The sequence below is a fragment of the Dictyobacter alpinus genome, assembly GCF_003967575.1.
In the GTDB taxonomy this organism is placed as follows: Bacteria; Chloroflexota; Ktedonobacteria; order Ktedonobacterales; family Ktedonobacteraceae; genus Dictyobacter; species Dictyobacter alpinus.
This window is the reverse complement of the sequence record NZ_BIFT01000001.1, coordinates 2858904-2884464: the sequence shown is the minus strand read 5'-3', so window position 1 is coordinate 2884464 and position 25561 is coordinate 2858904. Positions and strand designations below refer to the sequence as shown.

The 25561-nt window shown below is 50.1% G+C and carries 22 protein-coding genes; 14 read left to right on the top strand and 8 right to left on the bottom strand.

Annotated elements, in window-relative coordinates; genetic code table 11:
• Positions 1-512: 512 nt before the first annotated feature.
• From EL633_RS11455 to EL633_RS11435, 5 genes are read left to right on the top strand one after another with little or no spacing between them, the layout of a single operon-like run.
• Entirely contained in the window at positions 513-1259 is a 747-nt protein-coding gene (locus tag EL633_RS11455; protein WP_126627309.1) for a GntR family transcriptional regulator, read from the top strand.
• Between the two features lie 50 nt (positions 1260-1309).
• Positions 1310-2242, top strand: a complete 933-nt coding sequence (gene murQ / locus EL633_RS11450) for an N-acetylmuramic acid 6-phosphate etherase (protein WP_126627308.1) — start codon at positions 1310-1312, stop codon at positions 2240-2242.
• Positions 2239-3183, top strand: coding sequence for a BadF/BadG/BcrA/BcrD ATPase family protein (locus tag EL633_RS11445; RefSeq protein WP_126627307.1), 945 nt, complete (start codon positions 2239-2241; stop codon positions 3181-3183). The genes murQ and EL633_RS11445 overlap by 4 nt, the downstream gene beginning before the upstream one ends.
• Positions 3184-3202: 19 nt before the next feature.
• Positions 3203-4825 (top strand): beta-N-acetylhexosaminidase, encoded by a 1623-nt coding sequence (gene nagZ, locus EL633_RS11440; protein ID WP_126627306.1) that lies wholly within the window; start codon positions 3203-3205, stop codon positions 4823-4825.
• A gap of 40 nt (positions 4826-4865) precedes the next feature.
• Positions 4866-5816 carry a GNAT family N-acetyltransferase gene (locus EL633_RS11435; RefSeq protein ID WP_126627305.1) on the top strand — a complete coding sequence of 317 codons (951 nt, stop codon included), beginning with the start codon at positions 4866-4868 and terminating at the stop codon, positions 5814-5816.
• Between the two features lie 98 nt (positions 5817-5914).
• Here the strand turns inward: EL633_RS11435 and EL633_RS11430 are convergent, their stop codons facing one another.
• Both EL633_RS11430 and EL633_RS11425 read right to left on the bottom strand, forming a co-directional pair.
• Positions 5915-6898 (bottom strand): NAD-dependent epimerase/dehydratase family protein, encoded by a 984-nt coding sequence (locus tag EL633_RS11430; protein WP_126627304.1) that lies wholly within the window; start codon positions 6896-6898, stop codon positions 5915-5917.
• Positions 6895-7590 carry a TetR/AcrR family transcriptional regulator gene (locus EL633_RS11425; RefSeq protein ID WP_126627303.1) on the bottom strand — a complete coding sequence of 232 codons (696 nt, stop codon included), beginning with the start codon at positions 7588-7590 and terminating at the stop codon, positions 6895-6897. The genes EL633_RS11430 and EL633_RS11425 overlap by 4 nt, the downstream gene beginning before the upstream one ends.
• Before the next feature lie 558 nt (positions 7591-8148).
• On the opposite strand from EL633_RS11425, the gene EL633_RS11420 reads away from it, so the two are divergent.
• The 3 genes from EL633_RS11420 (at position 8149) to EL633_RS11410 (ending at position 9746) form a co-directional block, all read left to right on the top strand.
• Positions 8149-8523: a hypothetical protein gene (locus EL633_RS11420; RefSeq protein ID WP_126627302.1), complete on the top strand. Its 375-nt coding sequence runs from the start codon at positions 8149-8151 to the stop codon at positions 8521-8523.
• A 34-nt stretch (positions 8524-8557) separates the two neighbouring features.
• Entirely contained in the window at positions 8558-9400 is an 843-nt protein-coding gene (locus EL633_RS11415) for a hypothetical protein (protein ID WP_126627301.1), read from the top strand.
• Positions 9401-9482: 82 nt separating this feature from the next.
• Complete coding sequence (locus EL633_RS11410; protein WP_126627300.1) at positions 9483-9746, top strand: hypothetical protein; 264 nt, start codon at positions 9483-9485, stop codon at positions 9744-9746.
• Positions 9747-9797: 51 nt separating this feature from the next.
• On the opposite strand, the gene EL633_RS11405 is transcribed toward EL633_RS11410, so the two are convergent.
• From EL633_RS11405 to EL633_RS11390, 4 genes are all read right to left on the bottom strand, one after another.
• Positions 9798-10823 (bottom strand): alpha/beta hydrolase, encoded by a 1026-nt coding sequence (locus tag EL633_RS11405; protein WP_126627299.1) that lies wholly within the window; start codon positions 10821-10823, stop codon positions 9798-9800.
• A 153-nt stretch (positions 10824-10976) separates the two neighbouring features.
• Positions 10977-12515, bottom strand: a complete 1539-nt coding sequence (locus tag EL633_RS11400; RefSeq protein ID WP_161982086.1) for a phospholipase C — start codon at positions 12513-12515, stop codon at positions 10977-10979.
• Positions 12516-12772: 257 nt separating this feature from the next.
• Complete coding sequence (gene larA, locus EL633_RS11395) at positions 12773-14047, bottom strand: nickel-dependent lactate racemase (protein ID WP_126627298.1); 1275 nt, start codon at positions 14045-14047, stop codon at positions 12773-12775.
• 68 nt (positions 14048-14115) lie between these two features.
• Entirely contained in the window at positions 14116-14745 is a 630-nt protein-coding gene (locus EL633_RS11390) for a bifunctional 4-hydroxy-2-oxoglutarate aldolase/2-dehydro-3-deoxy-phosphogluconate aldolase (RefSeq protein WP_126627297.1), read from the bottom strand.
• Positions 14746-15026: 281 nt separating this feature from the next.
• On the opposite strand from EL633_RS11390, the gene EL633_RS11385 reads away from it, so the two are divergent.
• Positions 15027-16025, top strand: a complete 999-nt coding sequence (locus EL633_RS11385) for a sugar kinase (protein WP_126627296.1) — start codon at positions 15027-15029, stop codon at positions 16023-16025.
• Positions 16026-16116: 91 nt separating this feature from the next.
• Here EL633_RS11385 and EL633_RS11380 read toward each other — a convergent pair whose 3' ends face one another.
• Positions 16117-16866: an SDR family NAD(P)-dependent oxidoreductase gene (locus EL633_RS11380; protein WP_126627295.1), complete on the bottom strand. Its 750-nt coding sequence runs from the start codon at positions 16864-16866 to the stop codon at positions 16117-16119.
• A gap of 198 nt (positions 16867-17064) precedes the next feature.
• Here EL633_RS11380 and EL633_RS11375 point away from each other — a divergent pair, with 198 nt between their 5' ends.
• The 5 genes from EL633_RS11375 to otsB all read left to right on the top strand — a co-directional run bounded on the left by EL633_RS11375 (position 17065) and on the right by otsB (position 23194).
• Positions 17065-17847, top strand: coding sequence for a HipA family kinase (locus tag EL633_RS11375; RefSeq protein WP_126627294.1), 783 nt, complete (start codon positions 17065-17067; stop codon positions 17845-17847).
• A complete protein-coding gene (locus EL633_RS11370) occupies positions 17825-18208 on the top strand; it encodes a DUF3037 domain-containing protein (RefSeq protein WP_126627293.1) in 384 nt (127 codons plus the stop codon). Before EL633_RS11375 ends, EL633_RS11370 begins: the two co-directional genes overlap by 23 nt.
• A gap of 263 nt (positions 18209-18471) precedes the next feature.
• A complete protein-coding gene (locus EL633_RS11365; RefSeq protein ID WP_126627292.1) occupies positions 18472-19461 on the top strand; it encodes an aldo/keto reductase in 990 nt (329 codons plus the stop codon).
• Positions 19462-20032: 571 nt separating this feature from the next.
• Positions 20033-22207: an amylo-alpha-1,6-glucosidase gene (locus tag EL633_RS11360; RefSeq protein ID WP_126627291.1), complete on the top strand. Its 2175-nt coding sequence runs from the start codon at positions 20033-20035 to the stop codon at positions 22205-22207.
• Between the two features lie 177 nt (positions 22208-22384).
• Positions 22385-23194: a trehalose-phosphatase gene (gene otsB, locus EL633_RS11355; RefSeq protein ID WP_161982085.1), complete on the top strand. Its 810-nt coding sequence runs from the start codon at positions 22385-22387 to the stop codon at positions 23192-23194.
• A gap of 146 nt (positions 23195-23340) precedes the next feature.
• On the opposite strand, the gene EL633_RS11350 is transcribed toward otsB, so the two are convergent.
• Positions 23341-24939, bottom strand: a complete 1599-nt coding sequence (locus tag EL633_RS11350) for an alpha,alpha-trehalose-phosphate synthase (UDP-forming) (protein ID WP_126627289.1) — start codon at positions 24937-24939, stop codon at positions 23341-23343.
• Positions 24940-25561 lie beyond the last annotated feature (622 nt).

The window sequence follows — 25561 nt, the reverse complement described above, 5'->3', positions numbered from 1 at the left end:
GCAAAGACACAGTGGTCTATACAATATACCAATTATACCACCACTCATGATCTAGCCAAACCCATAACATCACAAAAAGTTGGCTCCCGGCCGTATTTCATCAGCTATATATAATACGGAAAAATCACAAACTCAGCACCACAAAGCTTGACGTACAACGAATTATCTGTGATTATTTAATAGAGAGACCTGGTATAGACGATATACCAATTATACCAGTTGCGGCAGGGCTTGTCCCTGCTCCAGTTCACGTACGACACGTCCCTGAGACACGTGGTCGTCGTGAGGTAAGCATGGCGAAACATGTCAGCCTCGGGCTTGCGCCTGGTAGTACGTAAACTGGAGCAGGGACAAGCCCTGCCGTTACGACTCCGGAGAAGTGAGCCAATGGGGCAAGAGGCAGAATATTGGTTATAATAAGGTAACATGCGATGCGATCGCAGATGGGACATTCATTATTCGTTTCCCATAACTACTATTGTTCGTGCAGGAGCAACAAAGGATTGTAAGACATGAGCACAGTGTTTCGTAAAGGACCCCTGCCGCGCTACTATCAATTGAAGGAGATTATGCGCGAAAAGATCCGGTCTGGTGAATGGAAGCCGGGTGATCTCATTCCCTCTGAGCGTGAACTCGGTGAACAATATGGTATTAGTCGTATGACGGCCCGCCAGGCAATCACTGAACTGGTCAACGAAGGGCTCTTCTACCGTGAGCAGGGTAAAGGGACATTCGTAAGTCGGCATAAGATTACACAGCAATTGATTCACCTGACCGGCTTTACCGAGGATATTCGCGCCCGTGGCCAGCGTCCCGGCACCAGGGTCTTAAATGCCCACATGATGCCTGCTGATGAGACGACGGCCGAACGTCTACGCATCAAACCAGGCCAGCCTATCTTTTATCTACAACGCCTACGCCTCGCCGATGGGGTGCCTCTGGCCGTCGAAATCTCACATTTGAGTTTTATGGGTTGCGAGAAATTGCTTGAAGAGGATCTAGAGAATAACTCGCTCTATCGCTTGCTGGAAACAAAATATGGCCTGCCATTAATGGAGGCCGAGCAAGAGATTGAGGCCGGCCTCTTCGACGAAGAGGCCGCCCAGTTGCTGAAGGTTCCAGTAAATAGTGCCGCCCTCTTTACGCGCCGTATCACCTACACCGAGCGCGATCAGCCAATTGAATACGCCAAAGCCATGTATTGCGGCAACAAATATACCTACTATACCAATTTGAAGCGCGAACAATTAATGCCATAGTAGGCGCGGACTCTACGACTTTTTTTCTTTATGTAAGAAGGAGCGAGCATATGTCGGATCTACCTCAGCAGAATGAAGCTCAGACGATCTCTGCCCTGGCAACCGAGACCATCAATCCGGCCACGACCAACATTGATCAGTTGAGTCCATTGGAAATCGTGCAGGCGCTCAATGCCGAGGACGCGAAGGTGGCTCGGGCAGTTGAACAGGTTCTACCGGCGATCTCGCAAGCTATTAGCGCGATCGCCACGCGTATGCGCCAGGGTGGACGCCTGCTCTATATTGGAGCCGGCACATCGGGCCGCCTGGGTATCCTCGATGCCTCAGAGTGCCCTCCAACCTTTGGTACGTCGCCAGATCAGATTGTTGGCCTGATCGCCGGTGGTCCGATCGCTACCGCCAACGCGGTTGAGGATGCCGAGGATAGTCCCAGGGCTGGACAGGCTGAGTTAGAGCGCCTGCAACTGACGCCTGCGGATACGGTTGTCGGCATCGCGGCCAGCGGTCGTACGCCCTATGTGCTTGGTGCGCTGGCCTATGCCCGTACACAACAGGCCCTGACCATCGCCGTGGTCTGTAATCCAGCCTCTCCTTTGGAAAAACTGGCTGATATTACTATCTCCCCAATTGTCGGACCCGAAGCGATTACCGGTTCAACGCGCCTGAAGGCCGGGACCGCCCAGAAGATGGTGCTGAACATGTTGAGTACAGGTACCATGATCCTCCTCGGTAAGACCTATGGCAATTTAATGGTAGATGTGGTGGCCACCAATTATAAATTGGAGCAACGGGCCAGTAAGATTGTACAGAGCGTGACCGGACTTGACGCTGAGCATGCGCTGGCCCTCTTACAGCAGTCCAATGGCGAAACCAAAACGGCGATTGTGGTCGCCAAAAACCATGTGACTCCAGATGAGGCCCGCGCAAAGTTGGCGGCCCATGATAATATTTTACGTACAACCTTAGAGGCAATGGCAGAATGAATAATTCACAGACTGAGACATTTTATCTGGGAGTTGATGGCGGCGGCAGTAAGACACTGGCGGTAATTGTGAATGCGCGCGGCGAAGAGGTTGGACGCGGCCAGGCCGGTAGCTCGAATTATACCAGTGTTGGCCTGGAGCAGGCGATCAGCAATATTTATGCCGCCGTTGAGCAGGCCCGGCTTCCACTTGGAACTGAGTTCAGTATCGAAAAAGCCTGGCTTGGACTCGCTGCCGTTGATCGTCCCGCTGATTATGCCGCGCTGGCTCCTAAAGTTGAGCATCTGGCAGGCACGGTGTTTCTGACGAACGATGCTGAACTGGCATTAAGTGCGTTACCCGGCACGGTCGGTGTGGTGCTGATCGCGGGTACTGGCTCGATCTCGCTGGGCCGTAATGCTCAGGGCATAACCACACGTGCCGGCGGCTGGGGGAATCTCCTCGGCGATGAGGGTAGCGGCTATGCTCTGGGTAGCCAGGCTTTACAGGCCGCCGTACGGGCCGCTGATGGTCGGGGCCCACACACCATCTTGCTGGAACGTATCCTGGCCTTCTGGCAGCTTGAGCGGGCCGAACAATTGATCGGCGAGGTCTATTTTCAAGCGGATAAAGCCAGAATTGCGCGCCTCTCGACCTGTGTACTACAGGCCGAACGCGAAGGAGATCCGCTCGCGCAAGAGTTGGTCCAGCACGCGATCAATGAATTGGTGCTGGCCGCCAGGACGGTCGCTCGCAAGCTTGGCATGAATCCCGAGCAACCACTTCCCCTTGCACTTGGTGGAGGATTATTGATCAACGAGCTGAGCTTTCAAGCACGCTTCTTAGAGCTTCTTGCCAGTACGCACAAACTGGCACAGCCAGTCCTGGTGGAGCAGCCAGCCTTAAGCGCAGCCCGTGCGGTCATCGAGATCGTCGACTTTAACCAATGGATTCGTGTATAAAACGAGAAAAGAGAACGCAATGCAGCAGCTTTCAGATGATATGAGCCTCGAAGAACAGATTGGTCAGTTATTTGTAGTAGGCTTCCCCGGTACAAAGGTGACGCCTGAAATCGTTGAGTTGATCCAGAAATATCATGTGGGCGGCATCATTCTGTTTGCCCGCAACTTGCAGGATCCTCAACAGATCCAGGAACTGACACAGTCCCTGCAAAAAGTAGCGCGTGAGGCCGGTCATCGTTATCCCCTGCTGATCTGTATCGATCAGGAAAATGGCATGGTCCGGCGTTTCGGTGATAGCACGACCTTCTTCCCTGGCAATATGGCCCTGGGCGCGGTTGCTTCTCCTGAACTGACACGTGAGATCGCCCAGGCAACTGGTCGCGAGCTCAAGGCACTGGGCATCAACATGAATCTTGCACCAGTAGCGGATGTTAATAATAATCCAGCCAATCCGGTAATCGGTATTCGCTCATTTGGTGAAGATCCACAGCAGGTCGCCCGCCATGTGGTGGCCATGGTTGAAGGCTATCGGGACACTGGCGTGGTCACCTGTCTGAAGCACTTCCCCGGTCATGGCGATACCGCCGTGGACTCGCATCTGGCCCTGCCGAGTATCCCTCATGATCTTGAGCGCATGGAGTCTGTAGAGTTGATTCCTTTCCGTGAAGGTCTTGCCGCTGGGGCCGATAGCGTGATGATCGGTCACCTCTATCTGCCAGCCTTGATGGCTGCTAACGAGATGGTGCCGGCCACGGTTTCACGGACCGTCATCCATGATCTGTTACGCGAGAAACTGGGCTATAATGGTGTGGTAACCACCGATTGTCTGGAGATGGATGCGGTCGCTAAAACGCTGGGTGTTGAGCAAGGTGCCGTGATGGCCCTGCAAGCTGGTAGCGATCTAGCTATGATTTCGCATCGTTATGATCGTCAGAAAGGCGGCATCGAAAAAACCTATCAGGCCGTAGCCGACCACACATTGAGCCCGCAGACCATCCAGGCATCCTGTGAGCGCGTCCTTAATTTGAAGGCACGCATGCTGTCCTGGGAACAGTTGCCAACACCAGAACAGCTCCATGTGATCAGATCTGAGGAGCAGCAAAAGCTACGCGATCAATCCTATGAGCGTTCAACCACGGTCGTACGCGACCAACAACACCTGCTACCGCTGCATTTACAGCCTGAGCAGCGCATCCTTATCGCTATCCTCCAGCCAGCCGCCTACACCCTGGCATCCGATAAATCGCAGGCTGCCGATACCTTTGTGGAGCAGGTACGCCAGCGCCATGCGCATGTAGAAACCATAACCATCACAGTACAAGATGCCACGCGGATGCGCCAGAAGATTGGCGAGGTGGTTAAGGATTTTGCTATGATTATAGTATTGACAGTGAATGCAAATCTGGATCACTATCAAGGGGATGTTGTACGACACTTCCTGCAAACGGGAAAACCTGTGATCGGACTGGCAGTATATAGTCCATATGATTTATTGGCGATACCGCAACTGGAAACATATCTGGTTACCTACGAATATACACCGCCAGCCCTGCAAGCAGCGGCACGCGTGCTCTTTGGCGAGGTAATCGCTCAGGGAAAACTCCCTGTGAGCCTGCCAGGCTTGTATCCACTCAGCCGGTAAAGTTTACCACTGGTCATCACTAGATAGGACACTTTATATAATGCAAGTTACTACTGAACATATTCAACCTTATGACGAAAATAATGATCTCGCGGATGTTCATGCTCTCTGGCAGGCATCCCTCTCATCTGTCTGGCCAATAAATCAGGAACGCATGCAAAAGGTGCTTGCAGGACCTGAGCCACAGCATTTTGTGGTGCGCATGAATGGTCATGTCGTTGGTTTTGTTGCGACGTCCAAGCATTCTAAAGCTTCAGAAAAGATTGGACAGCTGGTCGCTTTGGTCGTAGATCCAACGCTGCAGCGGCAAGGAATCGGTACCGCGTTGCTGGATACGGCCCTCAACCATTTCCGTGAGCAGGACATCAAATCGGTGCGCCTGGGAAGTGTGAGCCCACGCTTCTGGTGTGGTATGCCTGAGAATCTGCCAGCTGCCCAGGCATTCTTTCAGAACAAGGGCTGGGACCTATCAGCAACCGTCTATGATCTGGTACAGGATCTCAGTGATTATAAGACACCTGAGCGCATCCTTGAACGCATTGAAAAGGAAAAGATTACCATCAGTAGTGCTCAACAACAGAACATCACTGATGTGCTGGCCTTTGAGGCTCGCCATTTCGCCAACTGGCTCCCCCAGTATGAGCGTTGCGCCGACCTCGGTGATTTCCGCGACCTGCTGGTAGCCCACGATGAGTCGGGTGAGATCATTGGTACGCTGATCATGTATTCAGAACAGTCTCACCCTGAGCGCACCGACGTAATCTGGCAGGATCTTCTCGGCGAGACAACTGGTGCGATGGCCGCGGTTGGGGTCGCGGAAAGTGAGCGTGGTCGTGGTATTGGCATCGCCCTGGTAGCCGGTGCCTCAGAGCTCCTGAAAGAGCGTGGCGTCGGCAACTGCTTTATCGACTGGGTCGAGCTGACCGACTTCTACGCTAAAGTTGGCTACGAAAAATGGCGCGCCTACCATCCCTGTGTAAGCAGCATCTAAGTTGTATTCCCAATACGCAAATGGACCTGCCATCGCAGGTTCATTTGCGTATCCTTCGCTTATAACAAACATATTCTCTCCCGGGAAAGAGTCTAAGCTTATTTCATCTTCAACAGCTTCATCTCATAATCCAATGTCTGGCGTAATCCATCCTCAAGTGAACGAGAACGATAGCCAAGTTCGCGCTCGGCTTTAGCGCTACTTCCAAGATAGGTGGCCTGGGCAATCTCATTGAGATATTCAGCGCTATAAGAGGGAGGTAGAGCCACGACCTTCTCAGCAACTCCCGCCATACGTGACAACGCGCGCATTCCCATCGGTGGCATCTGTACGCGTGGACCAGGAATGCCGGTAATCTTTTCCGCGATCTTCAGTGCTTCTACAACAGTATATGAAGAGCCAGTAATGATATAGCTTTCACCAATGCGGCCCTTCTCCATGGCCAGGATATGCCCACGTGCCATATCCTCAACGTGGCCCCATGATTGCGCGGCCTTCGCTGGCACCAGTGGCAGTTTCCTCTGGAGATACTGCACAAGCGTCGGACGTACATTGCTGTTATCCCCAGGACCATAAATCAAACCGGGCTGCACAATTACCAGCGGTAGTCCTGCAGCGATCATATTTTCGGCCACAGCATAGTGCGCGATCCATTTGGTACGATCATACTCACTCAAATGAGGACCATAGTAGTTATAAGTCTCGTCTACGATCTTCCCATGTGTATCCGAGTTCAGCGCGATCGTACTGGTATACACACCCTTGGGAATCTCTAGCTCACGCATCAATTCCAGTACATTCTTAGTACCATATATATTAATCTTCTCGCCACCACTTTTATCGCGTGCTCCTACCTTATACCAACCCGCGATATGAAACACGCCATCTACGCCACGCATGGGAGCGCGCATACTCTCTTTATCCGTCACATCTCCCTGATGGATCTCCACCCCCAGTTGCGCCAGATCGCTGGCCGCAGCCGGCTTACGCACGACCGCCACCACCTCATGTCCAGCCTCAACCAACTGGCGTACCACATAGCCGCCAACAAAGCCGGTTGCCCCGGTCACAAAATACTTCATCGCTTCTCATCTCCTTCGGCCCGCTGCTGAGCCATATGCTCCAGGCCATATAACAAAGCCTGCAGCGCTATCGTAAACTCGCTACCAAACTGCACATCAAACGCCGCCAGCTCAGGATGTTCCGCTAACACATGCCTGACCACTGGCGCTGGATCTGCGATCTGCCAGCATCCCAGCACCAGGACATACGCCTGTAAGAGTACATGCATACCCTGACCAGCCCGTAAAAATGGCAACTGCTGCTCTAACAGAGCACCGGTAGTAGCAAAATGACCTTGCAGCAACTGCTTAAAATGCAGCGCCACCTCATCAGGAATGTGCTGCTCCAAAATGGTATGCACAATTGCCAGCAAACGTGTCAAGCCTGGATGCTCGGTCAGTACCGCGCAAAGTATCTCACTCACAGCTGGAATAGGCGCATCCTTCACAGGAACCGCCAGCTGAGCATCCAACTGCGCAAAAAAGACCTTCAGCTGCTGCTCCACCAGCGCCAGGAACAGAGCCTCCTTCGTCTTAAAATACAAAAAGAGCGTCCCCTTCGCCAGCCCCACCTCCCCCGCAATCTCCGCCATCGTCAACGCCTCATAACCCCTGACCAGAAACAGCCCCCAGGCTCCATCCAGGATAGCCTGCCGCCGCTCACCCTTCTGCTCATCATGAACAGCCCGCCGCCGTCCCGCTAATCCACCCATCAAACCCTCCTACTCTCTCCCTAGAATAACCAACAAATGACCAACAGTCACCTATAATATAAATGACTGACGGTCACTTGTCAAGCCATCAGAACTACTTACCTCCAACAAGATGCATGCCAATCATCACAGCACAAATAAACGAGCAGTAGCGGCAGGGCTTGCCCCTGCAACCCGTTAACGTAATAAATATCCCTTAAACATGTATTAATATTTAGAGTAGCAATCAAAGCAAATACAGGCTAGAGACTGGACCTGATCGTACGTTGGAGAGGTTGCAGGGGCAAGCCCTGCCGCTACTGCTCGTTTATTTGCATTATGCATATCTACAAATGAAACATATGGGACTTCAGATTACTCACGACATTTCCTTACATTCCTACACTTGTTATCGACCGATGAAGACATATATTATAATTGCATCTTTTTATCCCGCTAACTATGTATATAGAATGATAGATGTATTTATCCTTCTATATCTATCAGGTAATAACATCCTGATCTGGGTGTACTTCTAAATTTAATTTTAATGCATTTTTGTTTTAAAGAGGATACATCATGGTAGAGCCAGATATAGAAACGCTCAAGAGACAGGCAACCCTGGCTTATGGTTTCTGGTTTGCGGCAATAATTGAATATGTGATTTTTGGTCATGCATCATCTGAACCTTCCATCAATAATGGATTGATAGTTATATGCATCGTCATGGCTCTTATAGGTGGCGTTCGTATGGTGCGAAAAAATTCACGAATACGAGACCATAAACGAAAAGTAAATGTGACGCTCTCAGATATCTTGATCACCTTGCTTTTACTCGCCTTAGTCTATCTCATACCCAATTTTCTTGGGCTGGTAAAAGCGGGCATCATTCTCGTAATAGCAGCAATATATATCCGGCAGTACCTACGATCATTAGAAAAACTAAGGCTCTAGTTGGTGCACTATTCAAAAATTTGGAGTGACAATCATGCGTAAAAATGATCCTATGCGTCGCTACTATATCTTCTTCTTCGCCATGGAAGGTTTTATAATTCTAAATCTTCTTTTTAATACTGCCACCTCCCTGGCTTTTGGCCGTCCTAATTACTTTTTGATAGGAGAAACACTTTCCTTAAGTTTATTACTTATCCTTGCTTTCTTTGTCTTCAAACGGCGTCATCAGCGTACCGAGTTGCGACGGCGGCAGGCAATCTCTGGAAATAGCGCATTTCTGGCTCAGCCACAACCACAACCAGATGCCAATGCGCTAACACTACCAGTCAGAATTGCTCTCCGTCTGGATCTCAAAAAACTCTTTATCTTTACTACGTCTTTCCTTCTGCTGACCCTGATCATCATGGCTACGGTCCTGTTTGTCATCGTGTCACCACAAAACATCAGCTTTATAGCTATCTTCGTTGGTATCATGTTTGTCATGCTACTTTTTATGTCCCTAATCATATTCGCGATCTTCGCACTATTCTTGCGCAAGTTCCTGGGTCAAGAAATCATTGTTGACGAGTATGGCATTGCCACCAAGATATACAGCAAGCCAACATTTATCGCCTGGCAAGATATACAAAGCTTTGCGATGTGGGGCAACGCCAAACGTTTCGCCACGATTCAGTTTGAGGTTACCAGTGAAAATGGCGTTGTACGCTGGTTCCAATTAGGACCGCAACGTTCGTTGTTGACCCAATTATCCATGCTTAAGCCGGATATGCCCTTTGATCAATACCAAGATATTACTGCCCGCCTGCAACAGGTGATCATCGCACACTCAGGAAAACCACTCTACGATCTACGCGATGAAAAAATCTTTGTGTGGTAAACACAATATAAAAACTAATACCAATCAGGTAAAATGAGATTGAACTCGTCTGATATAGACATAAAGCTAAGGAGAAATAGCATTGGATAACAGTGCAGCAGAGAAACCTTTTCCAATCAAGCTATTTGCAGCAATAGCATCAATCTCATCATTCCTGGTTGGTATACTCAGCATGCTTGCGCCATTTGTGCTGCATCAACAAAACTTTTTTACTTTATTTATGATCTTGATATTTGGCCCATCCTTTATTCTGCTGGGTCTGATTATGCTGGTTCTTTCTGTGCTTTTCAGAAAGCGCGAGCAGCGAGATAAAGCTATGGTTCAACTTGAGAACGTAAGAAGGTAAAAGCTTAAGACACAGGTGGGCGCCGCTGTAGTGGCGCCCACCTGTGTCTTTTTAGGAGGCGAGGCGTTCAGCCAGGTATTTGAGGCTGATAGGATAGCGGTACTCGATGGCGGAATGAGTACCATCAAAGAGTTCAAAATGGACGTCGTTGACGCCCAATTGCTTGAGGGTCTTGTAGAAGGCTTTGGCGCCCAGATCAAGGAAGTATTGGTCACGGTTACCGGCATCGATATAAATGGCCTTCATGCTGCGCAGGCTCTCGGCATGTTTAGGGGCCATACGCACAGGATCCCAGGCCAGCCAGCGTTCCCAGATCTCGGGGATCAGGGCGCCGGTCTCGAGATCATAGGGCAGACGTACGGTACCATCTGGCTCTGCTGAGTAGCAGGCGGCCATACACCAGTCGTTCATAGGACCTTCATCCCCGCTCTGGGTAAAGGCAACCCGGCTCTGGAAGCTCTGCCAGAATTTTTCATAGGAGCCCTCATAGCGGTCCTGTATGGTGCGGATCGAGTTGCGGAAATCTGGTAGGTAGCAGGTCTCAAACAGGGCATCGCCCGCATGTGTGGCCAGTCCACCCCAGAGATCTGGACGCAGCATCGGCGTAATCATCGCGCCATAGCCACCACTCGACTTACCAGCAATTCCACGGTGATCACGTTCCGCTAGCGTGCGATAATGCGCATCGATCCAGGGGACAATTTCGTCGCAGAGATAGGTATGATACTTACCTGTAGCCGGCGAATCCACAAACTGGCTGCCACCATAGGAGGTCCAGCAGTCCACCCAGACAATAATACACGGCGGCGCCTCTTTTTTCGCAAATAGCTCATCGGCCAGTTCAGGAAAATTCTTACGGAAAGCCGAGCGGTTGCGCCACATATCCAATTGGCCAGTCAATCCTTGAATCATATAGACGGCTGGATAGCGCCGCGCAGGCTCATCATCATAGCCAGGCGGGAGATAGATCCATAACGGACGCTGATAGGGATCGTGCAGGGGATTATCTTTAAGCACCGTACTTTCGAATACAACTTCGTCAAAGCGCCCACTCAATGGCGCGGACCATGGTTGCATAAAACTTCTCCTCTTCTAGTCCATTCAAAGTCACTAATAAGAATAACACCTCCAGAAACGAAAAAAAAGGCATGCCAGTATAACAAAAAGAGCATGCCGACATCCTTTGCAGGAATATGGCATGCTCTTTTGATAGAGCGTTTTTAGTGGCTTTTAGCGCCGTGTGGGCTGTCCTGTAACAGGATCCAGGATGATCTTGTCATCATGATCTCCGTGATGGGAGAAGTCAAACATGCTGTTCAAGCTACCAGCGATCGCGTCGAAGGACTGATCTCCGATACGGCCCAGCTGCCAGTTGTCTTCGACAAACTTCAGGATCGAAGACTGGTCCGTGATGGAATGGTCAACGAAGTTCTGCTTGGAGTATGGTGAGATGACCAGCAAGGGCAGACGTGGACCATAACCGCAGCGACCCTGGTAGGCACCAGCTTTAGCTGTTCCACACTGTCCAGCGCCTGTCAGAGCATCGTTAGGATCATTGGACTGACTGACGATTGGGCTCATCACATGATCATACCAGCCATCGGAGTCATCATAAGAGATGACGACGGCGGTATCTTTCCAGGAGGAGAGCTTCTGCAAGTGGTTGATGGTATCGACCACAAAGTGCTGCTCATCCAATGGATCAGAATAGCCAGCATGACCATCCTGGTAAGAAGCAGCCTTCAGGAAACTCACTGCAGGCATACGGCCACCGTCAGCGGCAGTCCAGAAGTCTTTCAGGTCATACTGGTGATTAGCCTGGTCGCTTTTACCAATCATCGCCGCCGATGTTGGAGGCAAGTGATGTGGATTGGATGTGGATTGGTAGTACTGGAATGGCTCGTGGTGCGCGCTATAGTCCTTTACGGATGCACCGCCAATATTATTGTGGGTTGTGCCACAAGTTGCCTGTCCATTGGTGGTTGCAGATGGTGCGAAACCGCCCTGGAACCAACCCCAGGTCAGGTTTTTCTTGTTGAGCAGATCGCCCACGTTAGGACCAGACATAGCAACGGTCGTACCCTTGGCGGAACAATCATCATAGGTCGGATCGCCATCGTTCAACAGGGTACCATTGGAGGTTACGGGGTAGCCAGGATAGCCAAAGTTTGCAGGTGCTGCACCATGTGTCTGACCAGAAATCAGGTTCAGAGCACCTGGGGTCGAAGGACCAAAGGTAGTGCCATAGGAATTGTCGCTCATCGCGAAATGCTGGGCGTAATTCCACATGCCGGTAACGGTATTGCCATCATAGTAATCCATGACGATGGATTTGTCTTGACAGCTGCCACCGCTCGCTGACTCGACAAATTTATCCATCAAGCCATGATCAAAGGCCTTCTGCTCATCAGTATATGCATGGTCCTGGTCGCAGGTTAGAGCCTGTGAGCGATCCAGACGCTGTGGATTGGCCGCATTAGGATTATTGGTCAGCAGTGGACCAGTCAATCCATTGACCGAAGGCGTATTCTTCGCTGCCTTAAAGGTTGGTGAGCCAGCCGGATTGGTCGCATTGGGATAGGTGCCAAAGTAATGATCAAAAGAAACATTTTCCTGGAAGAGGACAACTACATGCTTAATAGGTGTTGTTGTCTTACTGGCAGGACTATTATCGGCAGGAGTAGCTGCCGCATTAGAAACCGCCACACCGCTGATCAATACTGTTCCTAACGCAAGAACAGAAGCAGCAGTACGTAACATTTTAAACATTAAACCTTATTCCCCTTTAATTAAATATAACGGGTACACTTTATATACTATAGGGGCTCTACCATCACTAGCTTAACACTAAATTATTAAGAGAAAGTAAATACACGTTAAATCGTCCTCAAAATTCCTACTATCAATTATTGAATATCACAAAACCATTCCACAAACACAGGAATGCACGTAAAAAGGGCCCACGCAAACCCAGCAGTAAGGTCTTGCGTGTGGCGCCCACTCCACGTACGATCGATCTGCTTTTTTTAAATAGGTGCTTCCCGGGCCACATATGGTACCATTACGGGTCCTTCGGGCAGGATGGCAATGCTGGGCTGAGGACCATATTGCTGGAGAAGCTTGTCGACGGTGGCTTGCAGATCGGATGCTGGTAACAGTTGCGCGGCCCGGACGACGTCGTCGGACAGGCTTGAATGCAGGTAAACATCGGATTGGATCTGTACCAGGGCCTGCTTCTGGACCTGCCATTGGTCGTGCATCTGGAAGTCTGGCTGATTGATCAGTTCCAGTAGCGCGGCCGGACTTTCGCGCATCTGTAGTAGTGCTTTAAAGTTTCCATGCTTGGGCAGTCCATCGCGACATTCGGCGACCGCGATGATGGCTCCGCCCGGCCGGACGATCTGGGCGGCTGCGGTCATGCCTTTGACGCTCTGATAGAGGTTCTGGTCCAGGGGATAGCCGTTGTTGCTGGTAATCACAATATCAAATGGCTGGTCTACCGCCTGGGTGGCGTTACGCGCCACAGCGGTACAGCCGGCGTAGTGGGCACGGATATAATCGCCGGCAAAGACATCAGTAATATGGCGCTCTTGATCCAGTGTTACGTTGACCAGAAACTCTGGTGGACATAACCTGACGGCCGCCTGGATGCCTTCATGAATAGGATTGCCTTCGAGCAGGGCCCAGGTAGAATGCTGGTCACCAATCAATGGAGCACTATGCAGGGCCTGGATGGTCTCGATGCCTGCCAGAGCAGGAATAATACCTTTAGGCCCACCAGAAAAGCCAGCGAAGAAATGGGGCTCGATAAATCCTGTCACAATCCGGAAATCAACATCTAGATAACGACGATTGACCAGGACCGGCACATCACCGGTACTCTTTCCCAGCGCTACCAGTTCGTCTGGTGCAAAGGCGTTGTGGTTCACGATCTCTACTGTATCCACAACGTCCTGGCCCAGCATCTGGATCAGTTCTTCGCGAGTATTGGCCCGATGCGAACCCGTCCCATTCAGGATCACGATCTGGGAGCGTGGGATAAAGGAGAGTTCTTCTAACAACCAGGGCACGATACGTTCATTAGGGGTTGGACGCGTGATATCCGAGATCACAATAGCCACACGATTATCAGGACTCAACCTTTCTATCAGTGGTACACTCCCAATCGGATTACGCAAAGCTGCCAGAAATACTTCTCGCTCATTTTCTAGCGCAGGAGTGCTATGTGAAGAAAGCACAACCGCTTGATCTGGTACAGTTATAGTACGGGCCGTACTCCCATAAGGAATCTGAACACGCATGGATGGTTTCCTTTATAGCTATGTAAATATACATACGAAGCGATCATCTTCGGACCCGATCCAATGATTTATCGACATGCCTCAAGATATTGATTGGCCAGCGCAGCCAGAGCTTTCCAGTCTTTCTGACGCACAATATCTTTACTGACCAGTTGGCTCCCAACGGCGACGGTATACGCGCCGGCGGCCAGGAATGCTCCACAGGTATCTAGATTCACGCCACCGGTTGGCACCAGTTGCAGTTGAGGGAGTGGAGCCAGAATATCTTTGAAATAACATGGGCCTAACTGACTGGCAGGAAAAACCTTGACCAGTTCCGCGCCGGCTTTCCATGCAGTCCAGATCTCGGTAGGGGTATAGGCACCACAGACAACAGGAATGTCCCGTTCCTTGCTCTTCTCAATCACATCCAATGCAAGGATGGGGGTCACCAGAAACTGGGCGCCAGCATCCATTGAATCCTGGGCCATCATGCCATCCAGCACGGTACCGGCCCCCACGGTCAGACGCTCACCAAATTTCTGGCGTACCCTGCTAATTACTTCGTTGGCTCTGGAATTGGTCAAAGTAAACTCAATGGTAGTGATGCCGCCCTCTAAAAGGGCCCCGCTGATCTCAAGCGCGTTATCCAGATTGTCCAGCCGTACAATTGCGATCGGCATCCGTGGCTGAAGAACCTTGCTGCTTTTTTGTGGCATAATGTGTATCCCTTTAATCGATAGTTGTCTTATGCAGTTATCTCATTATATCATGTATAAAAGTGCGTTCCGGCCTACCTTTCAATCGTGTGAGTGAAGTCGCCTGACAGGCTGAAACGCTTCGTCAGAAAAGTTCAGGCTTCCATGCTTGAGCTGTGGCGACTTCACTAGCCGCGAGTGAGCGGCGTTCACGATTGCTTTTTAAGCGCAATCTACATGGCGCTTATTCATCCCGATTGGCGTTATGAATATATGCTTGTAGCGAAAGAAAGCGAAAACTTATGCCAGTAGATGTTATTAGTTTTGGGGAAACCATGTTTCGTCTGACCACGCCAGTGGGTAATCGGCTGGAGAGTACTCCCAGTCTGGATATCCATGTGGGTGGTAGCGAGTCGAATACCTTGGCCAGCCTGGCCCGTCTGAACTATCGCGTCTCATGGCTCTCCTGCCTGCCAGACAATCCTTTGGGGAGGCATGTAGAGAGGGTATTACGTAGCCATGGGATTGATGTAAGCCAGATTGTCTGGGCTGCGCCTACTGCCCGTCTGGGTACATTTTATGTTGAGGAGGCTCCCCGACCCATCGGTCTTCAGGTCTACTATGATCGCGCCAACTCGGCCTGCGCCCTGATCGATCCCGATGCCGTCAATTATCAACTGGTAGATAATGCCCGCCTGCTCCACCTGACCGGTATCACGCCCGCCCTCAGCACCCAGGCCCGCACGGTCTTCCAGCGTCTCCTGGACCGTGCCCGTGCCCAACAGGTGCCGCTCTCATTTGATGTCAATTACCGTGCCAAACTCTGGTCGGCCAGCGAGGCCGCGACACAGCTCGAAGCGGCCTGCCAGCAAGCCAGTATCCTCTTCTGCTCCTATGCCGACGCCACCGAGATCTGGAATTTCCAGGGCGATCCTCAGACCGTCCTGCATCAGATGGCAAACCGTTTTGGTAGCGATAAAGCTCTGGTACTGACCCTCGGTAGTGAAGGATCAGCCCATCTTGATCATGGAAAATATACTCATGTCTCCGTCTTTGACACCGGTGGACATGCCCGCTTTGGTTCGGGAGATGCCTTTGATGCCGGCTACCTCTATGCACACTTGAAAGGCCCACTCTATCAAGAACTGGCCGAACAGCAAACGGGTCCCCATCTCACACCGCTCACATTTGGTAATGCCCTGGCCGCCTTCAAACGTTGCATACCAGGCGACATCGCCATAATTCGTCCTGAGGATGTCAAAACATTGCTACAAAGAGAAACCAACAAACGTTTCCGCTAATCTCGCTAACATTTGTTGGTTCGCTTCTAGTATATACGAAAAAAACCTGACAGTCCTGGCTGGCAGGACATATTAAGCTTTAGAAAAATGCCTAGCGGTCTTGACCGGTAGGACGAATTAAGATTTCATTCACATTAACGCGTTCGGGCTGGGTAACTGCATAGACGATTGCGGCGGCAATATCTTCGCTCTCCAGGGGTGTCAGACCTTGTAACCATTCACCCTGCTTCTGTTTGGCGGCCTCATCGGTAATATGATCGGTCAATTCTGTGGCGACCGCACCCGGCTCGATGACCGTTACACGAATATTATTTTTATATGATTCCTGTCGCAGTGCCTCTGAGAAGGCCACCACGCCCCATTTGGTGACATTGTAGACACCACTACCGGCACGCGCTACGCGGCCCGCCACCGATGAGATATTCACGATGTGGCCGCGATTCTGCTCTTTCATAATCGGCAATACCGCATGTGTAGTATACATGAGACCCATCACATTAATCGCCACCATGCGCCGCCAATCCTCGGTATTGGCGCCATCAATCTGGCCAAGCAGCATCACACCTGCATTATTCACCAGAATATCGATACGTCCCAATGTATTTTTGACATGCTTCACCATCTCGGCCACTTCCTGCTCATCCGCCACATCCGCCACAATCGGCAAAGCCTGACCACCATTTTTTTGGATCTGGCGTACCAGGTCCTGTAAACGCTCACCACGTCGTGCCACCACTGCCACATGTGCTCCTTCAGCAGCTAGCGACAAAGCTGAAGCTGCACCAATACCCGACGAAGCACCAGTAATCAGAGCAACTTTACCCTGTAATGTATTTGCCATATATTTCTGTAAACCTCTTCCAATTATTGTATATTCTCTCTACTATCCAAATAGCATATAGCTATATCACGTCAAAAGCTAGCAAAAGTTAACTATGACAGCCAAATTAACTACAACAATACAAGCACGCATCCGCGTTCACGTCCGACCAACTTTTCCCCATGTCCATATCAGGTTGAGTTATGTTAAAATGAAGCTATGTTGAGAACAATAACCGCCACACGTTATGTGACCCCATTGCGAGAAGGAGGGTCGCTACCAGCCATCGTAGAAGCCGACGACGATGGCTTATATGTGCTGAAATTTCGCGGCGCGGGTCAGGGCTTAAAGGCGCTGATCGCGGAACTGGTTGCCGGAGAGATTGCCCGCAGCCTGGGACTACCCGTCCCCGAGATTGTCTTTATGGAGTTGGACCCGGTCCTCGGTCGTATGGAACCGGATTTTGAGATTCAGGAATTGCTTAAAGCAAGCGCGGGACTCAATCTGGCCCTGGATTTCCTACCGGGCGCGCTGACCTTTGATGCCCTGGATGCCCGTGAGCTTGATCCTTTGCTGGCCTCAGCTATTCTCTGGTTTGACGCCTTTGTGACCAATGTCGATCGCACCCCACGCAACACAAACATGCTCTGGTGGCATCAACGTCTGATGCTTATCGACCATGGAGCGTCCCTCTATTTCCATCATGTCAACTCGGACTACATGGCGCGTAGCCGCATACCTTTTACCTCAATTAAAAGCCATGTCTTGCTACCAGTTGCCAGTATGTTGCCAGAGGCTGACCAGCGCCTGCGGGCCCGGTTGACGACCGAAGACATGACAAACATCATCAATGCTATCCCGGAATCCTGGCTAGAACAGGATACAACCTTCGCAACGCCGGCGTTGCATCGACAAGCGTATCTGGATTACTTGCTGGATCGCCTGGCGCATTCGTCTATCTTTGTAGAGGAGGCTCTGCGTGCCCGCGACCAGCTCATATGATTATGCCATTATTCGTGTTGTACCGCGTGTAGACCGTGGCGAGTGTATCAACGTTGGAGTCATTCTCTATTGCCGTACACGCCGTTTCCTGGGTGCGCTCATCCATGTCGATGAAGCCCGCCTCCAGGCTTTTGCGCCCACATTAGATCTGGCAGCGCTACAGATACAACTCCATCACTTTCTCCAGGTATGCGAAGGTAAAGCTGAAAGTGGCCCGGTTGGACAACTGTCCCAATCCGAACGCTTCCAATGGCTCGTAGCGCCCCGCAGCGCCACGATACAACTCTCACCCGTACACTCAGGCCTCTGCCAGCATCCCGAACAAACCCTGCACACACTCATGCAGAAACTCGTCCTGTGATAAACACACACACGTATATTCGGCCCTCACACCCAATGATTCGCTCTCCCCGTGTAACGGCAGGTCTTGCACCTGCCACCTGTTCACGTAAGATATGTCCCCCAAACACGTCGTAGTCTAATGTTCCCCGCAATTTCGACCAGGATGCGCTTAAGTTGCATGCACAGATTTGTGGCTTGATTTTACAAGCGAGCGTTATTTGGGATAAGCTATACAGGAACCAAATATATATACATTGTAATTCGTCGAAAGGAAATGCAGATATGCAGTATCGTACACTTGGACGTACTGGCTGGAAACCTTCGGAGATCGGTTTTGGTTCCTGGGGTATCGGTGGCGATGCCTGGGGACAAAAGGATGATTCGGCAGGACTTGCGGCCCTCAATAAAGCTATTGATGAAGGTGTGAATTTCATTGATACTGCTGATGTGTATGGCGATGGACACTCCGAACGCCTGGTGGCTCAAGTGCGTAAAGAGCGCAGTGAGCCGCTTTTTATCGCGACTAAGGCTGGTCGTCGGCTCTCTCCACATGTCGCAGCAGGTTATAAAGATACACAACAGTTAACCAGTTTTGTTGAGCGTAGCTTGCGCAATCTGGATGTCGAGGCACTGGACTTGCTCCAGTTGCATTGTCCTCCCACTGAAGTCTACTCGATGCCAGAAGTCTTCGCGCATCTGGATACACTGGTCCAGCAGGGAAAGCTACGTAACTATGGTGTCAGTGTGGAGAAGGTTGAGGAGGCGCTAAAGGCTATTGAGTATCCTAATCTCAAGACCGTTCAGATTATCTTCAATATGTTTCGCTTGAAGCCAGCAGAAGCGTTCTTCGCGGCCGCCCGTGAGCGTAATGTGGGCATCATTGTCCGTGTTCCTCTGGCCAGCGGCCTGCTCACCGGCAAATTTAAAGCGAATACACAGTTTGATGCGAATGATCACCGCAATTTTAACCGCCATGGTGAGTCCTTCGATCAAGGTGAGACCTTCTCTGGCGTGGATTATGAGACCGGCCTGCAAGCTGTAGAAGAGCTACGTGCCCTGGTACCCGAGGGCACAACCCTGGCACAGTTCGCCCTACGCTGGATCCTGATGTTCCCGGAAGTTTCCACTATTATTCCAGGTGCGAAAAATCCAGCTCAGGCAGTTGATAATACTTCCGCCTCCAAACTGGCAGCGTTAAGCGATGATACAATGCGTCGCATCCAGGAAATCTATGATACCCGTATTCGAGCACAAGTTCAATCTCGCTGGTAAATAGTTTTTTCTTTAGATCGAATCCTATATAGTATAGGATTCGATCTAAAGAAAAAACATCCATGCCACGCCAAACATAGCTCTCGCCTGCTTTAAAACCTCCATAGCCTTTCACTTTTTCATAGGAATATTTACTCTATATATGTATCTATCCACTATGGTTAACCATGATAATCCAGAACGTATCACTATCCTTCAACGTACTGATAGACGAATAGTACTACACAAAAAGGATAAATGTCCTAAGCGTCAGGACTAGAATTCCCTTTTTGATGTATAGTTGTAGGAGCCTGAGGTACGATAAATATCAAAGGGTACTGAAACATCGAGGTAGAAGTACGCCCACAACGGTCATGCAAATAACCGTTCCGGGGAGGCAGCGACGCCCCTGGATGTATGTGCACACAATATTTTTGCAGACACAACATCCATTTTTATAGCCTTCCCCATTTGTGGCCAACCTCCCAGTGTAGCAAGCCAACGTGCCACTGTTACCCCCATTATTGCATTTCACCCACGCTTTATAACGTGGGCATTTAGTTTTTTATAATTTAGGGTAGGACATAACTACATGATAGATGACAAAATGCATATGGCCATGCAGGCTTCTCAGGAAAGCCAGCAGGTACAACCAGAGGCGATTAAGCTCATTGAGGAAAAAGAACAGGTTAATGCAACATCGATTACGCTGAAAAGTGGCGATAGTTTTCTACTGCTCGATGTATGTGGAGATCTCCTGGCATCACGGCAAGAAATGGGCCTTTTTCGCCGTGGAACGCGTTTTCTACGCACCAACAATCTGTTTTTAGAAGGCAAGAAACTCGTTGCTCTTTCTCATCAGACATCACGTATGAGTGATGCCTGCCATATCGATCTTACTAATTTACCATTACAATTAAGCGCCGATACACTGCTTGAACAGGGTGTCGTCCATATTGATCGCTTTATAACATTAGAACAAGACTACCTTAAACAAACTTTTACGGTGACAAGCTTTCATACTGTGGATTTACCGTTGACTTTGAGTTTGAGGGTGGGTGCGGATTATAGCGATATGTTTGAGGTCCGTGGTATGGTCCGTGAGCAACGCGGTAAACAATTGCTGCCAGAGGTTAATGAGACGGGCATCAAACTTACCTATCAGGGCATCGATCAGGTCGAGCGCTGGACAAGCTTTGAGGCGACTCCAACGCCAGACCTGATGCAATCAGATCGCATGGACTGGAAATTGCATCTTCAGCGGGGCGTGCCGATAGAGATTACGGTTATGACCCACATGGATGAGTCCACTTCTGAGAAATTAAAGATCGATCAGGCCTTATCGCTCTGGAACGAGACCAACCTGCCAACTATGGTCACCGATAACGCTTTCTTTAATCGTCTGCTGGAACGTAGCACACGAGATCTCATGATGTTAAGCACCATGACTCCCTATGGCTATTATCCTTATGCTGGTATTCCATGGTTTAACTGTCCCTTTGGTCGTGACGGGCTGATTGCGGCCCTGGAATTTCTTCCCCTTTATCCACAGGTAGCTCGTGGAACCCTGGCGTTCCTGGCGGCCTATCAGGGCACAAAGGTCGATTCATTCACCGATGAGGAGCCTGGTAAGATCCTGCATGAGTTCCGCGAAGGTGAAATGGCAGCTATGCGTGAGATTCCTTATATTCCTTATTATGGGACAGCTGATGCGACTCCGCTCTTTTTGATCTTATTTGAGGCTTATATGCGTTGGACCAATGATGAAGATTTTCTGGAACAGCATTGGTCAAATGTTGAGGCAGCAGTCAAATGGATGCTCGAGTATGGTGATCGGGACGGGGATTCCTTCATAGAGTATCAGCGTGGTGAGTCTACTGGTCTGGGTAATCACTGCTGGAAAGATTCCTGGGATAGTATCTCGCATAGCGATGGACGCCTGGCCCACGCTCCTCTGGCTCTGAGTGAGATTCAAGGCTATACCTATGCAGCTTATCGCGGTGCCAGCTATCTGGCTCTCAAAACTGGTCGCAAGGCCCATAGTCAGAACTGGGATCGTAAAGCTGAGATCATTCAGGAGCAGTTCTTGCAGCACTACTGGTGGGATGAGGAGCAGACCGTTTATCTGGCTCTGGCTGAGCATGGGGAGCCATGTGATGTGGTGAGTTCTAATGCTGGCCAGTGTCTCTGGAGTGGTATTCTACCAGATGATAAAGCGCGCCTGATCATTGACCGTCTGATGCGCAAGGATATGTTTAGTGGCTGGGGTATTCGTACCCTTTCAACCGAGGCCGCGCGCTATAATCCTTTAAGCTATCATAATGGCTCAGTCTGGCCACACGATACCGCCTTGATTGGCGCGGGCTTCGCGCTCTATGGTGGTAAGCAAGAGGCAGGACAACTGCTCAAAAGCCTTTTTGATGCCAGCGATCACTTTGCCGATGCACGCCTGCCAGAGTTATATTGTGGCTTTGAGCGCCGCGAAGGCTATGGTCCAACCCGCTATCCAGTCTCTTGCTCACCACAGGCCTGGGCCTCCGGTGCGCCGGTCATGTTACTCATGTCCTTGTTAGGATTACATCCTAATGCGGCAGAGAAGCGTCTGACGCTGCACCAGCCAGCCCTGCCAGAGTGGTTAGGGAACCTGGAGATTGATGGCCTCTATGTAGGATCACAACGCGTCCATCTGCATTTCACACGCGAAGATGATCATACGCAAGTCACCATTGGTCGCAACAATGAAATGGATGTACGTATTCTTTACTAAAAGCTCAAACCAAAAAAAGATATCAGAGGGACCTGGTTGCCTCCTCTGGTATCTTTTTTTAGCCGCACCCAGCCATCAAGCTCATTGACAAACTTGAGCCTGATCAGACATAGTAAGGGCAAATATCCAATGGCATCAAGGTTATAACACTAGCTATAGAATATGGAGAAATCGCATATGGTATCAGAGGATATCACAAAGGTACTTACTCAACGCCCCCTGGGGTTGGTATTTGATATAGATGGTACATTGAGTCCAATCGCTCAGACACCCGATGAGGCAAAACTGTATCCAGGCGCGGCAGGATATTTGCAAAGGGCCAGTAAATTCGCCCATGTTGGTGTCCTGACCGGACGTGCGGTAGCCGATGGGGCCCGTATTGTGAATCTTGAGGGACTGACCTATATCGGCACGCATGGACTTGAATGGTGCGATGGTCTGCCCACCACCCATCCTGTCCAGTTGCTGCCAGAGGCGGTCCCCTTTTTAGAGCCTGGCAAAGAGTTGCTGGACCTGGCCGAGAAAGAGTTAAAGCCAAAAATACCTGGACTGGTCATTCAGCGCAAAAATATTGGTGGCACGATCCATTATCGTCTCGCCGATGATCCAGAAGCGGCCCGTCAGTTGATCCTGAATACCCTCAAAGAACCAGCCGCCAGACTTAACATGCATATCGATGAAGGCAAACGTGCAGTTGAGATCCTTGCCCCCCTCACAATCAATAAAGGTAAAGCATTACGCCGCTTTGTCGAGCATTTCAATTTAAAAGGCGTCATCTTCGCCGGTGACGATCGTACGGATCTGCATGGCATACTGGAGATTGAGCGCCTGCGACAGGATGGCTACGCTGCCCATGCTATCGCGGTCCAACATGCGGATACGCCCCCCGCAGTCCTCGAACATGCAGACACCATTGTTCAGGGCGTTGAGGAGATGGTGAAACTTCTTGAGCAGATAACCATCGATGTCAGTAGGACAAATGCTTAGCACAAGCCAGGCGCGCTATCCAAAGGGATGGGTACGAGAACCTTAGTCGTCATGGAAGCAATCGTAGGGGTACCGGCAAGGTACCTCTACAGTTGCATCGCTATGACATCAGTTCAAGCAAGCACTGCTACTGTTCACGACACACACTATGCCATATTGGCTACGATGGATGTGTCTGGAAGGGGTTCACTATTAGATGGAACACTGTTAGGAGGTGTTGTATTAGAGAATACACGCTCCAGTAACTCATTGACATCGGAAATCTGACGGGCCATCCATACGGTTAAATCACTGCGCTCAACAGCCTGACGTGCCAGAGCGGATTTCTGGCGGCGCTCTTCAGGAGACATGGTCAATGCTTTATAAAGAGCCTGTGAGGTTTCAAAGACATCAGTTGGTGACGTAGGAATAGAGCCTTTTGCCAGTTGCTGGAATGCTCCGGCGGTTCGCGATAAAACAATTACTCCATCAGTCTGATTGACGGCAGGACCTTCCTTGGCCACAAGATTCATTCCATCAATAATTGGATTGACGAGCAAAACATCATAATATTGCATAGCGGCCAGCGCACGAACACGATCATTGCCGAAGAAGGCCTGAATGGGTGTCCAGTCGTCGGTTCCGTATTTGCTATTGATCTCTTCAATTAATGCACGCAGATCTCCGTCGAAACGGCGATACATTGGGAGACTCTGGCGCGACGGCACCAGGAATGCCAGAAATGTGACTTTCCCGTGGAGTTCGGGATGCGCTTCCAGCACTTCTTCGTAGGCCTGAAAGCCGCGGATAATATTTTTGGTTGGCTCAACGCGATCCACACGCATAATAGTGTACTCGCGGAGCAGTTTTTTCATCTCTTCGGCCGCTCGCCGTCCTGCGGCACTGTTAACGACACGACGCTCCTCAGTAACTGAGATGGAAATGGGATACGATCTTGTCTGGGTACGGTGACCTTGCCACCAGATGGCACCTTCTTCAAAGTCGACGACCGCCCCATCCAACAGGGTTCGCGCGCCTTCTAAGAAGTTACGAGCATCACGCTCGGTCTGGAAACCAATAATGTCGTTACCGACTAACCCGCTATAGATCGCCTGAGCGATATTGCTTGGAAGAAAATGCCAGCAGCGTACATCGGGCCAGGGGATATGGATAAACTGCTGCATGATAATCGTTGGATGTCGCTCACGAATCATCAAGGGCACCAGATACAGATGATAGTCTTGCAACATCACCACTGGTACACTATCTTTGCTCTCAATCTCAGTGCAGACCGCGTCAGCGATCGCCTGATTAGCAACCTTGTATCCATTCTCCCAGGCATCCTGTAATTGGGCTGCCGAGGTAGAATCCTGGGTAGGATCATACATATAGTGTTGCAGGAACCAGAGCAGTTCATTGCTGATCTTTTCATAGTGTTTACGATAGGCATCCTTGGAAACGGACACATAACGTAGTTGCATTTTTTGACCTGGAATAGGTGATTGCAGAATGCCGTTGTTCTCTTCCTGAGCTTTTTTAACTGCCAGGCGATCACCATCGGTCATGGTCATTGCAACCCACGAAACCTCCATACGGTTTCCGGCATCAATGAGTGCCGTCACCATACCGCCAGCACCGCGCCTCGCTTTAAGTGTCTTATCCTGCTTTAACTGAAATTCTACTGGACCACGATTGGAAGCAATGATCAGACGCTGAGCATGCGATAACTGCGGAGGAGGGGCCTTTGTCGTCTTCCGCGTGGGCATGGGTATATCCTTTCTAACAGGTGCTTATAGTTCTCGTTTGTGGTACCGTGTATGCTTGAGTCGAGTGCAAGACAAATATATTTAGCACCTTTTCTTGAACTCTGTACCTCTGATACGGTTTGACCTACAAACAAACCTAATCATGCATAACGGAGCTATGCAAGTCCCCAAATGTAATGTTACCATACAATGAAGCAGTATGCCTAGGCTCCTGCTTATCAAGGCCGTTTATACCATTCCTGGGGCCCCATCTGTCGTCATTTCCATCTTTATATCCACCACTATAATGTCTATTCATTCTAGCAGTAGATGAGTAAGCATTTATACTTCACACGTATCACAGGCCATTTCTCGACTCATTCCAGGTTGCTAATGAGAATAAGTCTACACTCTCCATATATAGACGTACAAATAGCCAAAAAATCTGTTCGACACGGTTAATCTCAATAAAACACTATGAGACAATGGTCCCATCAAGAGCAAGACATAGCCTAATACTCGTTTTGATTAATGAAGAACAGTCAAGGCACTCGTTTGCTTCATGCGATGAAGCCGAAAAAATTTTTCGAAACACAAAAAAACCAGACATACCTTAATCATATTGTATATAATTGTTTACTAG